The sequence below is a fragment of the Kribbella sp. NPDC020701 genome, assembly GCF_055562215.1.
In genome coordinates this window covers 155,115-168,118 of the sequence record NZ_JBVHFT010000015.1, presented here as the reverse complement: position 1 = coordinate 168,118, position 13,004 = coordinate 155,115, and the positions used below count along the sequence as shown (strand labels likewise).

The 13,004-nt window shown below is 67.7% G+C and carries 11 protein-coding genes; 8 read left to right on the top strand and 3 right to left on the bottom strand.

Annotated elements, in window-relative coordinates:
• Nucleotides 1-14 precede the first annotated feature (14 nt).
• Nucleotides 15-779, bottom strand: a complete 765-nt coding sequence (locus ACZ3HV_RS31690) for a hypothetical protein (protein ID WP_465689609.1) — start codon at nucleotides 777-779, stop codon at nucleotides 15-17.
• Between the two features lie 6 nt (nucleotides 780-785).
• Between ACZ3HV_RS31690 and ACZ3HV_RS31685 the strand changes: the two genes are divergently transcribed.
• A complete protein-coding gene (locus tag ACZ3HV_RS31685) occupies nucleotides 786-1,037 on the top strand; it encodes a hypothetical protein (RefSeq protein ID WP_465689607.1) in 252 nt (83 codons plus the stop codon).
• 39 nt (nucleotides 1,038-1,076) lie between these two features.
• Here ACZ3HV_RS31685 and ACZ3HV_RS31680 read toward each other — a convergent pair whose 3' ends face one another.
• On the bottom strand, nucleotides 1,077-2,882 hold the full coding sequence (locus tag ACZ3HV_RS31680) for a hypothetical protein (protein ID WP_465689605.1): 1,806 nt from the start codon (nucleotides 2,880-2,882) through the stop codon (nucleotides 1,077-1,079).
• Between the two features lie 305 nt (nucleotides 2,883-3,187).
• Between ACZ3HV_RS31680 and ACZ3HV_RS31675 the strand changes: the two genes are divergently transcribed.
• The 6 genes from ACZ3HV_RS31675 to ACZ3HV_RS31650 all read left to right on the top strand — a co-directional run bounded on the left by ACZ3HV_RS31675 (nucleotide 3,188) and on the right by ACZ3HV_RS31650 (nucleotide 10,411).
• A complete protein-coding gene (locus ACZ3HV_RS31675; RefSeq protein ID WP_465689604.1) occupies nucleotides 3,188-3,310 on the top strand; it encodes a hypothetical protein in 123 nt (40 codons plus the stop codon).
• Nucleotides 3,311-3,342: 32 nt separating this feature from the next.
• On the top strand, nucleotides 3,343-6,369 hold the full coding sequence (locus ACZ3HV_RS31670) for a DEAD/DEAH box helicase (protein WP_465689602.1): 3,027 nt from the start codon (nucleotides 3,343-3,345) through the stop codon (nucleotides 6,367-6,369).
• On the top strand, nucleotides 6,362-7,192 hold the full coding sequence (locus ACZ3HV_RS31665) for an SWIM zinc finger family protein (RefSeq protein WP_465689600.1): 831 nt from the start codon (nucleotides 6,362-6,364) through the stop codon (nucleotides 7,190-7,192). The genes ACZ3HV_RS31670 and ACZ3HV_RS31665 overlap by 8 nt, the downstream gene beginning before the upstream one ends.
• 82 nt (nucleotides 7,193-7,274) lie before the next feature.
• Nucleotides 7,275-8,711, top strand: a complete 1,437-nt coding sequence (locus ACZ3HV_RS31660) for a GuaB1 family IMP dehydrogenase-related protein (protein ID WP_465689598.1) — start codon at nucleotides 7,275-7,277, stop codon at nucleotides 8,709-8,711.
• Between the two features lie 438 nt (nucleotides 8,712-9,149).
• The gene (locus tag ACZ3HV_RS31655; protein ID WP_465689596.1) at nucleotides 9,150-10,133 is read left to right on the top strand and encodes a helix-turn-helix transcriptional regulator; all 984 of its coding nucleotides are present in this window, start codon (nucleotides 9,150-9,152) and stop codon (nucleotides 10,131-10,133) included.
• 38 nt (nucleotides 10,134-10,171) lie between these two features.
• A complete protein-coding gene (locus tag ACZ3HV_RS31650) occupies nucleotides 10,172-10,411 on the top strand; it encodes a glycoside hydrolase family 2 protein (protein WP_465689594.1) in 240 nt (79 codons plus the stop codon).
• Here the strand turns inward: ACZ3HV_RS31650 and proS are convergent.
• Nucleotides 10,408-11,820 (bottom strand): proline--tRNA ligase, encoded by a 1,413-nt coding sequence (gene proS, locus ACZ3HV_RS31645; protein WP_465689592.1) that lies wholly within the window; start codon nucleotides 11,818-11,820, stop codon nucleotides 10,408-10,410. The two genes, ACZ3HV_RS31650 and proS, sit on opposite strands and share 4 nt — an antisense overlap.
• 155 nt (nucleotides 11,821-11,975) lie before the next feature.
• On the opposite strand from proS, the gene ACZ3HV_RS31640 reads away from it, so the two are divergent.
• Nucleotides 11,976-12,989, top strand: a complete 1,014-nt coding sequence (locus ACZ3HV_RS31640) for a metallophosphoesterase (RefSeq protein WP_465689591.1) — start codon at nucleotides 11,976-11,978, stop codon at nucleotides 12,987-12,989.
• Nucleotides 12,990-13,004 lie beyond the last annotated feature (15 nt).

The following is a 13,004-nucleotide window of genomic DNA, read 5'->3' as shown; positions in this document are numbered from 1 at the left end:
GGCGTGGCCGCTCTTCAACGTTCCAGGGTCGGTCCCCGGCCAACGGCGGACGGCTGGCCCGCCGCGCGGTCTCCGTCTCTCAGCATGGGGCGGGCTTGCGTTGCCGAGTCTGCCATGTGCTGCGTCTGCAGAAGCCGCATGGCAGCTAGACCTTCGGCGAGCGCTGTGGCCTTGCGGTCGTTGGTCTGATGCTCTGGAAGTCCGGCCAGTGACGGAGTGACCATGGCGCTCGCTCGGCGGACCGCCTCTGGATTCGGCGCAGCGGCATCGAACGGCCGGTTCGGGGTGAAGTGGTAGTGCCGCCGAATCGCCTCGACCTTGGCATCGAGAGTCTCGCGCATCTCACCCGCGACCTTGACCCCGGTCGGGGTTTGCATCTCGGGGAGCGTCGGCCAGTGGGCGTGGCCCATCGCCCTGATCAGCGCCGACCGGACCGCGAGCTGATCGTCCGGCCGCTGCGGCACCACCCGGCGCAGCCGGTTCGCCATCACGGCTTGCGCGAACTGGTCGAAGTGCATCACACCGGGTCTCTGAACAGCCGTGTCGATAAGAGCGTCCTGATCGAACGTGGGCCCGGTGACCTGTTCCAGAAGGTCGTAGGTCGCCGCGAACGCGCCAGGGTACTTCGGCTCGGTGAAATGGAGTGTGCGTGGGTAACCGGCTGCGTCTCGGAACGCATCGAAGTCGTACCAGGCCCGCACTTCGGCCAAGCCTTCGACGATGCCTCGGGAGTGGGCGGATCGCACCGCGGTGGGCTCATCGGGTGCGTCCAGTTCCATGCCGCCATGCGTCGCTTCATGCAGAACGGTCGCCAGAGCCTGGCCCTGCTCGTACGGATCGCTCACCCGCCGACCAGGAACAAGGTGATGGAGGACCTTCCGCTCGGACAGGCGCAGGACGCCGGTTTGCGGATGCATCCCGCCCAAGGTGTCGGCCTCGGTCGCCAGAAGGACTCTGTTCCACCGATCGGCGCTCGTGGGTCGCAGCCCGAGGGCGATCCGGTACAGCCTGGCACGCAGAGCGCCTCGACGCCGTAACCCCACGCAGGCGACAGCCACTAGCGGCCTGAGATCGGCTCAACCTGTGGCGGTTCCCTGGTCGCACGAGCAATGGCTGGGGTCGTCTTCGTCGTGTGTGGTGGTTGGTGGCACGGGGTGGGTGCCTTTGTGGCCGACGTGGAATCGGAATCCGTGTGGGCTGGTCCATTCGATGGCGCCGGTGGGCAGGCGTCGGCATCGCCAGCCGCCGAAGGTTTTGGCGCGGTGGTGGAGCCGTCCTTGCGGTATGAGGTTGTCGGGGCGGGTCTGCCCCGGTGGGTCCGGTTCGCCCGGTGAGCCTGGTACGTCGGGTGGGCGGGATGGTTCTGGTGGGTTTGTGTGGTCGAAGGGGGTGATGTGGTCTTGGTCCATGCCGGTGGTGGCCTCGCCGGCGCCGTAGGGGAACGTGTCGACGGGGTGGCGGAGCCGGACCCGTTCGCGGATCCGGTCGGGGATCTCGTAGCTGTGGACGCTGACCTGGTCGTGCAGGTCGATCACGGGCTTGACGACGATGTGGTCGTGGCCGAGCAGTTCGGTCAGCTGGCTCGCCAGTTGTGGTCCGAGTTCTTCGACCCGCACGACGCCGTTGCCGGTGAACAGTGTCTTGTCGGTGAGGTGCACGTACAGGGTATGGCGGTTGCGGCGGCCGCTGTCTGCGCCGATGCCGTTGCGGTAGGCCTGCTGCTTGATCGCGGCGAGCCGGGCCGGCAGCGCGCCGGCCAGCATCCGCCGCGTGAACGCGTCCTCGCCAGCTCCCCGATCACCCATGGTCCGCTCGCTGGGACCGGTGGGGCGGTTCGCCTCGCTGGACTCGCTGGGCTGACCTGAGTCGGCGGGCTCGCCGCAGTCGCCGGGCTCTCCGGGCTCGGCGGTGTCGGACGCCGGTGCGTGCTGCTCGTCCCGGTCGGCCGAGTCATCGTGGCCGCCGCGGTTGTCTGCGGCCGGGCCGTCGTCGGCATGGACATCGTCAGCAGCATCATCGGCGGCGGACGCGCCGTCAATGGACGTACCGTCAGCGGGTGTGCGGTTGTCCGGGCTCGGGGTGTCTGGTGTGTCTGGGTCGCGGTGGGGTGGTTGGGTGCGGGCCAGGTAGCGGGCGACCTCGAGGAGTTGGTGTGCTGCGGCTGGGTCGGAGATCCAGCCGATCGCCTTCGCGCGGCGCTCATCCAGGCTGTCGGTGTCGCCGAGGGTCTTCAACGCGCGTGCCAGGTCGTCGATCGTTGCATCGAACCGGATCACGTCGCCGGCTGCGGCGCGGACCCAGAACCTTTTGGTGCCATGGTCGTCGGACTGCGCGACGAACACTCCCCGCGCCCGGGCTGCCGCCTCGGCCTGGGCCCTGGCCAGCTCGGGGTTGGCCTCCCAGACGGATGCTGTCACGATGGTCGCCAGCTTGCCCGGTGTCACGGTGTTGACGATCCCGGCCACACGTCGGTCGACGATCGTGCATGCCTCCAGTGACAGCGACAGGCAGGCGTGGGCGACCTTGCAGGCCCGCCACGCGACCGCGTTCCCGGCCAGGACCGCTGCCCAGAGCCTGGGCAGCCGGTGCCGCAACGCCAGCGCCTCCCCGATCAGTGAGGCGGCCGCACCAGTCGACATCCCCATGACCGCACCGAACTCGATCGGCGCGAACTCCGCGACACCGGGACAGCCGTCGCCGCCGTACACATGGATCCGCTCGCTGCCCGGCAGCGGCTCGCTCAAGATGACCGCGTTGCGGTCCGCGAAGGCCAGCGCCGCCTCCAGCGTGCGCACCGCGGCCCGTTCCTGGGTCTGGCCGAAGCCCGACGCCGCAGCCAGCAGGTCTGCGGTAGAGAGCTCTTCCAGATCGCCTTCGAACATGTGTTTGATTCTACGCCAGAGGTCAGTCTGGCTCAAATCGGTAGCACCCCAGAACCCCTTGTCCATAAGGGAAAACCCACCAGAGTTGTCCACGGCGTCTGCAAGTTCCGGGCAGCGATCAAGTGCCTGCGAACGGGTGCCAAGCGCACGCCAGTCGCTACAGGGAACAATGCGGGGCTGGAGTACCGTCTGGGCCTGTGTCACCGCGGCGTCGCTCGAAGCGTGAACGGAATCGTCGGAACCAGTCTCGTCGGCGTACGAAATCAGTCGACGATGTCGGGTTCGCTGAGCCCGACTGGGTCTGGGTGGCCGAGCGGAGGATGTTCGTCGTCGATTTCACGCCGGGCGGTGCTCCGATCGGCTACTTCGAGGACGAGATCGACGGCTGGCCGGCGGCCGGCGTGACTTCGCGGTCCGTCAGTCGATAACCTCTTGCCCGCGCGCCATGAAGGGGACGTCAATGCTGGTTCTGCACGGATTCTGGTCGGCTTCGAAGTCCCTCTGCCTGTGGGCCGAGGATTCCGAGCTCACCGTGAAGAGCCCCAGCCAGGCGTTGCGTGCCGCGCGCCCGCATCCGTTCGCTGCTCGCGCGGAGGTGCTCGCCGGGATCCACGCAGGCAAGCAGGACACTGCGGTGCTCCTCTTGCCGTCGTTGCGCAGCGCACCGCTGGACTCGCCGGAGCTGATCCGGATCATGCCGCGACCGGCACGACAGACGGAACCGGTTCTGCTGCCGTGGACGGTCCCCGTGGTGGTCCTCGACGCGGCGTCAGCGCTGTCCCTGCTCGACCAGCAGGATCCGGTCGTTCGGTACGGCGCGTCGATCGGGTACCTCGCTGATCTGGCGAGGTTCGCGCGCAGCCTGGTCGATCGCGGTCGGGTGCTGCCGGCGATCGCGCGGGACACGCACGGGGCGGTGGCGCTTTGGCGCCCGGTTCTGCGGGGTTCGGATGTGGTCACGATGCACTCGCTGATTGCTGCGATGCCGCCGATCTGCCGGTCTCAGCCGGGCGAGCACAACGCCCACGACATCGCGACGTCGGCGCTGCACGCGATGGTCGATGCTGCTGTCCGTACGGCGATGCCGGCCGGGATCGCCGTACTGCCGCCGCGCCGCGGCCGCCGGCCGGCACGCCTGCCGGCTACGGAAGCATGGCTGACCGCGTTGACGACCGGGGACGGCAGATTCGATGCGGACCCGGCTGACGTCGACGTACTGGTCGAATCGTTGCGACCCTGGGAGGACGTCGGTCGGGGCGAGACGGGGACCGCCAGGGCGAGTTTTCGGCTGACCGCGATCGAGACCGAGGACACGCCGTATGACGCGGCCGGCTGGCGTCTGGAATTCCTCCTGCAGTCGACAGCCGATCCCAGCCTGTTGGTGCCGGCCTCAGGGGCGTGGCAGGACGCCGGTGGTTTGAGCCGGTGGATCCAGCGCCCGCAGGAGCTTCTGCTGGCCGAGCTTGGCAGGGCGAGCCGGATCTATCCCGAGCTCGTCGCCGGTCTGCGTACGGCGCGTCCGTCCGAGCTGCAGCTGGACACCGAGGGTGCCTACCACTTCCTGTCCACTGCCGCTCCACGATTGGACGAGGCCGGATTCGGCGTCATGCTGCCGTCGTGGTGGGACCGTCGCCGCAAGATCGGGCTCGCGTTGTCGGCGTCCACCCCGGTCGACGGCGTCGTGGCGAAGCAGAGCAAGTTCGGCCGCGACCAGTTGGTCGAGTTCCGCTGGGATCTGGCCGTCGGTGACGACACACTGACCGAGGAAGAGGTCGCCGCTCTTGCCGCGGCGAAGGCGCCACTGGTCAGGCTGCGCGGCCTGTGGGTCGCGGTTGACTCCGAGCAGTTGCGCCGGGGACTGGAGTTCCTGGCGCGCGAACGTACCGGACAGAAGACCGCGGCCGAGATTCTCGCGCTCGCGGCCAGTCATCCCGACGACCTCGACACCCCGCTGGAGGTCTCCACCGTGCGGGCCGATGGATGGTTGGGCGATCTGCTCAGCGGCGCCGCGGCACAGTCGCTGCAACCCGTGCAACCACCCGAAGGCTTCACGGCCACCCTTCGTCCCTACCAGCAGCGCGGGTTGTCGTGGCTCGCTTTCCTGTCGTCGCTGGGACTGGGCAGTTGCCTGGCCGACGACATGGGTCTGGGGAAAACGGTGCAACTGTTGGCGATCGAAGCCCTGCAGCGCGACAAGGGCCCGGCAACCGGACCGACACTGCTGATCTGTCCGATGTCTCTGGTGGGCAACTGGCAGCGGGAGGCGGCCAGGTTCGCCCCGCGTCTACGGGTCTACGCTCACCATGGAGCCGCACGGCTGCGTGGCGATGCACTGCGTGAACGGCTCTCGGACATCGACCTGGTCGTCACGACCTATGCCACCGCAACCCGGGACATCGACGAACTGGCCGGATACCAGTGGCATCGGGTGGTTCTGGACGAGGCACAGGCCGTCAAGAACAGCCTGTCTCAGGGCGCGAAGGCGGTACGGCGGCTCGAGGCCGGGCAGCGGGTCGCGTTGACCGGGACCCCAGTCGAGAACCGGCTCGCCGAGTTGTGGTCCATCATGGATTTCCTCAATCCTGGGCTGCTGGGATCGTCGGAGGTGTTCCGCACCAGGTATGCGATCCCGGTCGAGCGGTACGGTCAGACCGAGCCGGCCGAGCGGCTGCGAGCGATCACCCGGCCCTATGTGCTGCGGCGGCTCAAGACCGACCCGGCGATCATCGACGACCTGCCCGAGAAGATCGAGATCAAGCAGTACTGCCAACTCACGGCCGAACAGGCATCGCTGTACCAGTCGGTCGTGGACGACATGATGGAGAAGATCGAGAATACCGACGGTATCGCGCGGCGCGGCAATGTCCTCGCCGCGATGGCGAAGCTCAAGCAGGTCTGCAACCATCCGGCCCAGTTGTTGCACGACCGGTCGCCGGTCGGCGTCAGGTCCGGGAAGGTCATCCGGCTCGAGGAAATCCTGGAGGAGATCCTCGCCGAGGGAGACCGGGTGCTGTGCTTCACACAGTTCACAGAGTTCGCCGAGATGCTGGTGCCGCACCTGGCGGCGCGATTCGGTCAGGATGTGCTGTACCTGCACGGCGGTACGCCGAAGAAGCGGCGCGACGAGATGGTGGCCAGTTTCCAGTCCGGGGACGGACCGTCGATCTTCCTGCTGTCGTTGAAGGCAGGCGGCACCGGCCTGAATCTCACCGCCGCCAACCATGTCGTGCATCTGGATCGATGGTGGAACCCCGCGGTGGAGAACCAGGCCACCGACCGTGCGTTCCGGATCGGGCAGAAGCGGAACGTGCAGGTGCGCAAGTTCATCTGCACGGGCACCCTCGAGGAGAAGATCGACGACATGATCGAGGAGAAGAAGCGGCTGGCCGATCTCGCCGTCAGCGACGGCGAGGGATGGCTGACCGAGCTGTCCACGCACGACCTCCGCGAGGTCTTCGAACTGTCCGCGGAGGCTGTCGGTGACTGACTGGTATCCGCCGCCTTCCCGGCCGCGTCCGGTGGAGGGCGGGCTGAAGGCCAAGAGCCGCCGTGGAGCGATCGGCCAACGGTGGTGGTCGGAGCGGTTCATCGAGGTGCTCGAGAACATCGGGCTGGGTAACCGGCTCCAGCGCGGACGAAACTACGCCCGTAGGGGTCAGGTGATCTCGATGGATGTTGCTCCGGGGTCGGTGAGCGGCCAAGTGCAGGGCAGCAGGGCCCGGCCGTACCGCGTCCGGATCGGCATCTCCGCCTTCGGTAAGGCGGAGTGGTCACACGCCGAACGTGCGCTGGCGGGCAACGCCTGGTTCGCGGCCAAGTTGCTCGCCGGCGAGATGCCGGAAGACATCGAGGACATGTTCGCCGAACTCGGGCTGTCGCTGTTCCCGGCGAACGCCGAAGAGCTCTCGCTCGATTGCTCGTGCCCTGATCAGGCGGTGCCATGCAAGCATCTGGCCGCGACGTTCTACCTCCTCGCCGAATCCTTTGACGACGACCCGTTCGCGATCCTCGCCTGGCGAGGGCGGGATCGTGAGGATCTGCTGGCCAACATCCAGGCGGCCCGCGCCGACGGACCACCGGCCGCCGACCGCGGTGAAGACCCGGGCCGGGCACTCGCGGAGTGCCTCGACACGTACTTCGACCGGCAGGCCGACGCACCCGCCTCCAGCCCACCGGTCACCACGGGCGCGCTGCTCGAACAGTTGCCTGAGGTCGATGTCGCCGTACGCGGACGGCCACTGACGGACCTGCTACGCCCCGCATACCTCGCACTCGGTAGTCGCAGCGACTACGGGACAGCCACCGATTGAAGCCGCATCGGGCGGACCTTGTTCCTGGCAGGTGCGCGTGTCAGGCTGGCGGGGTTTAGCGGTCCGCTGGAAGGGGTCTGCCATGCGGTTTCATCATGATCGGGAGGCTGCGGGGGATCTGACCTTCAGTGACGTGTTCCTGGTGCCGAATCGGTCCGGGGTCGCGTCGCGGCTGGACGTGGATCTGTCGACGACTGACGGCACTGGGACGTCGATTCCCGTCGTCGCGGCGAATATGACAGCGGTGTCGGGGCGCCGGATGGCGGAGACGATCGCGCGGTGTGGCGGGCTGGCGGTGATTCCGCAGGACATCCCGGTCGACGTGGTGGCCGAGGTGGTTGCCTGGATCAAGGAACGGCATCCGGTGCACGACACCGCGCTCGTGCTGCCGCCGACCGGGACCGTCGGTGAAGCGCTGAACCTGTTGCCCAAGCGCGGTCATGGTGCGGTGATCGTGGTGGATCATGGCCGGCCGGTCGGCGTGGTGACCGAGGCGGACTGCTCCGGTGTCGATCGGTTCACCCAGCTGGACGGGATCATGTCCCGCGAGCTGCTGACGTTACCGGCCGGCATGGACGCGGAGGCGGCGTTCGACCTGCTGCACGACGGCCGGCATCGGCTCGCGCCCGTGGTGGATGCGGACGGCACGATCGTCGGCATCCTGACCCGCCAGCGCGCGCTCCGGGCCACCCTCTACGAGCCTGCCCTCGATGCGAACGGCAAGCTCCGGGTCGCGGCCGCGATCGGGATCAACGGGGACGCCGCGCAGAAGGCGAAGGCGCTGCTCGATGTCGGCATCGACACCCTCGTGATCGACACCGCGCACGGGCACCAGGAGCGGATGCTCGAGGTCCTCGGGCAGGTCCGCGGTCTCGAGCCCGACGTGCCGATCGTGGCTGGCAACGTCGTCACCGCCGAAGGCGTCAGCGACCTGATCGCGGCCGGCGCGGACATCGTGAAGGTCGGCGTCGGGCCAGGGGCGATGTGCACGACGCGGATGCAGACCGCGGTCGGTCGTCCGCAGTTCTCCGCGGTGCTGGAATGTGCCACCCGGGCGCATGAGCTCGGCAAGCACGTCTGGGCGGACGGCGGCGTGCGGCATCCGCGGGATGTGGCGCTGGCGCTGGCCGCGGGCGCGTCCAGCGTGATGATCGGGTCCTGGTTCGCGGGGACGTACGAGTCGCCGGGGGATCCGCACCGCGACAGCAACGGGCGGATCTACAAGGAGAGTTTCGGGATGGCATCGGCGCGGGCGGTCCGGTCGCGGACGACCGACGACACGCCGTTCCAGCGGGCCCGGAAGAGTTTCTTCGGCGAGGGCATCTCGACTGCGCGGATGTATCTCGACCCCGAACGCCCGAGTGTCGAGGACCTGCTGGACTCGATCGTCTCCGGGATCCGGAGCTCCTGCACGTACGTCGGCGCCGCGAACCTGGCCGAGTTCCACGAACGCGCTGTAATCGGCCTGCAGACCGCCGCGGGGTACGCCGAGGGCAAGCCGCTCGACACGAGTTGGTGACCGAATAGCCCGTCGTACAACGAATTCCGTGCCGAAACGCTTGCGAAAACGACTACATCGTCTCTCATCCCCGGGGTGAGATTGAGGACACAACAATCTCATACGGCGGGCGATAGGCATGCTCCGTGATCGGTGGCACGGTGTAGTCAGCGGGGTGGAGGGGCAGGACGTCCGGAGGAACAGTCGGGGGGTCGAGGATCTCGCAGGGGGCGTGGGATCGATCGACGCGGGGGCTCTCAATCAGACGTCCTGATCGTGGTCGCGGGTGGTGGTGCGGAGTTCGACCGAGGCTTGGGAGGGCGACTCGGGAACTCCGAACCCACCACCCGCGACTGCTGTGCGCCGACGGCTGAGGCGCGTTGGTGCTTGGCAATCCAGGGGGCCTGGCGGCATAGTCGAATGATCGACGAAAAGCTGGGTTTTCTGGGAGCCGGCGTTGTGGAAGGAGACAGGGGTGCCCCGCTGAGGGTCGACGCGGAGACCGCGATCATCCTGCGCGAGGCCTACCACAAGATCGAGGCGCTGTTCCGTGCCGACCACTACGGCCTGTACGACTACGTACGGGTGGTGGCCGGCAAGATTGCACGTGTCGACGCGTTCTTCGTCGGCTTCCTGCAGGGCAGCAACCGGGTCCGCTACCCCTACGCGTACGACGACGGCCGGTACGTCGACCCGGATACGCACATCTTCGGCCCGAACGGCCAGACCTCCTGGCTGATCAAGCGCCGGCAGACGTACCGCTTCGCCTACGACGGCGGTACCGCTTTGCACGCCGGCATCCCGCTCGGTGATGCCGTCCGGCGGTCGGAGGACGTGGTGACGGTACCGATCTTCCGGCCGACGAAGGACGGGCCGGATCAGCTGTTCGGCATGCTGTCGATGCAGAGCTACGCGTCGAACAGCTACGACGACAACGCCATCCGCGCGTTCGAGTGGCTGTGCAGCCTGGTCGAACGGGTGCTGACCCGCGAGGGCGAGGACCGGGAAGCGCTGCGGCGGCTGCCGGCCGGCGACATCGGGCCGAACCTGCTGACGTCGGACCACGTGATGGAGTACCTGTCCCACCGGGTCGCGTCGATCCGGGAGATGGTCGAGGAGGCGATGGACGAGCCGGACGTGGGCGCGTCCGTACAGACTCACCTGGCTCGGATCGTCGACGCCACCGAGCACATCCAGTCCGAGCTGATCGAGATGCTGATGGACACCGACGAGGCTCCGGAGCGCCGGTACACGAGCCTGACCAAGGCCCAGCAGGGCGTCGCGGTCCTGCTCGTCGACGGCCTCGAGAACGACCAGCTCGCCGCCGAGCTCGGCGTCAGCCTGAACACGGTCAAGACCCACCTCAGCGCGATCCTGCGCAAGTACGGCATGGCCAACCGGGCCCAGGTCGCCGACGACATCCGCAGGTACTTGGCGCGGTGATCTCTCGACATACTTAAAACTATGAAGTAACTTCCCGGGTGGCTGTTAATTCCGAATTATCCCACCGCCCCGAGAGTGCAACGGTCTGCAACACAGGGAAGTCGGTGGCGGCGATGGTCCGGTTGTCGCTGCGAGACCGGGCCGGCGAGCGGGTGCTCCCGGCGCTCTACTCGGACAACTACTTCTGGTTGCTACCGGGCGAGAGCCGCTCTGTCACCGTCACGACGCCGAGCTCGGCCTCCGGTCTGAAGCTGGAGGCCGAGCCCTACAACAGCTAGTAGGAGCGGGCCACAAAGGCGGTTAGGCCGCGTTCGTCGTCCTCGGCCGGGAGGGCGCCGTCGGGGCGTTGGAGGCAGCGGACTGAGATGCCTGCTGCGGCCAGGCGGTCCTCGCCTTCCTCGCCGACGACGTCGTACGGCAGGCTGGCCCAGCCGGACGTGGCTGCCTCCTGCGCTTCCTCCACGCTGGCGACGGCTGTGGTCCGCGCAGTCTGCCGCTTCGTCGCTTCCTCGAGCAGGTGCGTCTGGTCCGCCTCGATCGCGGCTACCACGGTCGAGGTCAGGTCAGCCAGGTTCACGGTCGACTTGCCCGAGTCGTGGAGCCGGCGGACCACGGTCGCGACGTTCTGCTCCAGGTCGCGGGGCCCGAGCTCGATCCGGATCGGGGCGCCCTTCAGCTCCCAGTTCACCGCCCGCCGGCCGAACGGCTGGTCGGTCCGGTCGTCGAGCGTGACGCGCAGACCGGCCGCCGTGAGGTCCGCGGCGATCCGTCCGGCCGCCTCGAGCGCCTCGTCCCTGATCGCGAGTACGACGACCTGCGAGGGAGCAACGGCAGGCGGGACCCGTAGGCCGGCATCGTCTCCGTGCACCATGATCAGGCCGCCGACCATGCGCGTGGTGCTGCCCCAGGAGGTGGTCCAGGCGAGCTCGCGCTGTCCGTCGCGAGACAGATAGCCGATGTCGAAAACGCGGGCGAAGTTCTGCCCGAGCTCATGCGACGTACCCATCTGCAGGGCCTTGCCGTCACCGGTCATCGCTTCCAGTGTCATCGTGTTGACCGCACCGGCGAACCGCTCACGCCGAGTCTTCCGTCCGACCACGACCGGGATCGCCAGCAGGTTCACCATCACGTCGCGATAGACGTCGCACAGGATCTTCGTGGCGTACGCGCGGGCTTCCTCAGCGGACGCATGCGCGGTATGCCCCTCCTGCCAGAGGAACTCGGTGGTCCGCAGAAAGAGTCGTGGCCGCAGTTCCCAGCGGACGGCGTTGGCCCACTGGTTCAGGAGCAGGGGCAGGTCGCGGTAGCTCTGGATCCACTTGGCCATGTACTCGCCGATGACCGTCTCCGACGTCGGCCGTACCACTGCCGACTCCTCGAGTTGCTTGCCGCCGGCATGGGTCACCACGGCGAGCTCGGGGCTGAATCCTTCGACGTGCTCGGCCTCGCGGCGCAAGTAGCTCTCCGGGATGAGCAGTGGGAAGTACGCGTTGGCCGCTCCGGCCGCTTTGATCCGCAGATCCATGGCCGACTGCAGCAACTCCCAGATCGCGTACCCGTACGGTCGGATGACCATCGTCCCCCGGACCGGCCCGTTGTCGGCGAGCTCGGCTTTGGCAATCACATCCTGGTACCACCGGGGAAAGTCCGCTGCCTGTGCGGCAAGCACGGATCGGGTCGCTGTCATGTTCGCCAGTGTAGGAACGCGGCTCAGGCACCTGCTACGCATTTGCGGAGGCGCAATCAGCGGATTCTCAGTCGGTGAAGTTCATGCGGTGGCGCACCGGCGTTCACCATCGGGCCGAAAAGTTGGCCCGTATCCCCTCGGATTTGGAGGAAGTCGTGAGAGTACGTCGTGCGCCGGTACTGTCCGCGTGTCTGGCTCTGATCGGGCTCGCGGTCGGGATCCCGTCCGCCGCAGCGGACCGTGGGCCGGACACCTATACCTTCGCCGTGATCGGCGACGTCCCGTACGGACCGGCGCAGATCGCCCGGTTCCCGCAGGTGGTCGACCAGATCAACGCGGACAAGCAGGTCAAGCTGGTCAGCCATCTCGGGGACATCAAGGACGGCTCGTCGGTCTGCAGCGACGAGTATTTCGCGCAGGTCAAGACGCAGTTCGACCGCTTCGCCGACCCGTTCGTCTACACCATCGGCGACAACGAGTGGACCGACTGCCACCGCGCGAACAACGGCGGGTACAACCCGTTGGAGCGGCTGGCGATGGTCCGCCAGGTGTTCTTCCCGCAGCCGGGCCGCACGCTCGGTCAGCACTCGGCGAAGGTCGAGAGCCAGGTCGCCCAGGGCATTCCGGAGGATGTCCGGTTCACTCGCGGCAACGTCGCGTTCGCGGCGTTGCACATTGTCGGCAGCAACAACAGCATGGCGCCATGGACCGGCAAGACGGCTCCGACGCCGGAGCAGTCGGCCGAGGTTCTCAACCGGACGGCGGCCGTCATGCAGAGCATCCACGACACGTTCGCCCAGGCTCGCGACGAGCACAACAAGGCCGTCGTACTGCTGACGCAGGCCGACATGTTCGACCCGAGCGCGGCGACCCCGTCGTTCGCGGACTACTACGCGTTCCAGCCGATCGTGCAGGAGATCGCCCGTGAGGCGGCGAACTTCCGCGGCCCGGTGTACCTCTTCAACGGCGACAGCCACGTGTACAACAGCGACAAGCCGCTCGCGGCCGGCTCGTCGTGGACTGCGTTCTACGGCGTGACCACGCCGGCGGCGAACCTGTCCCGGATCACCGTCGACGGCTCGACCGGTGTGAACAACTACCTGCGGGTCACGATCGACTCCCGCAACCCCGCCGCCCTGAGCTGGACCCGCGTCCCGTTCATGTCGTGACAAGCACGGCGCCCG

Coding starts and splice junctions, on each gene's coding strand:
- ACZ3HV_RS31690 (WP_465689609.1), bottom strand. CDS start 779: ATGGAACTGGACGCACCCGATGAGCCCACCGCGGTGCGATCCGCCCAC.
- ACZ3HV_RS31685 (WP_465689607.1), top strand. CDS start 786: ATGCGTCGCTTCATGCAGAACGGTCGCCAGAGCCTGGCCCTGCTCGTA.
- ACZ3HV_RS31680 (WP_465689605.1), bottom strand. CDS start 2,882: ATGTTCGAAGGCGATCTGGAAGAGCTCTCTACCGCAGACCTGCTGGCT.
- ACZ3HV_RS31670 (WP_465689602.1), top strand. CDS start 3,343: ATGCTGGTTCTGCACGGATTCTGGTCGGCTTCGAAGTCCCTCTGCCTG.
- ACZ3HV_RS31660 (WP_465689598.1), top strand. CDS start 7,275: ATGCGGTTTCATCATGATCGGGAGGCTGCGGGGGATCTGACCTTCAGT.
- proS (WP_465689592.1), bottom strand. CDS start 11,820: ATGACAGCGACCCGATCCGTGCTTGCCGCACAGGCAGCGGACTTTCCC.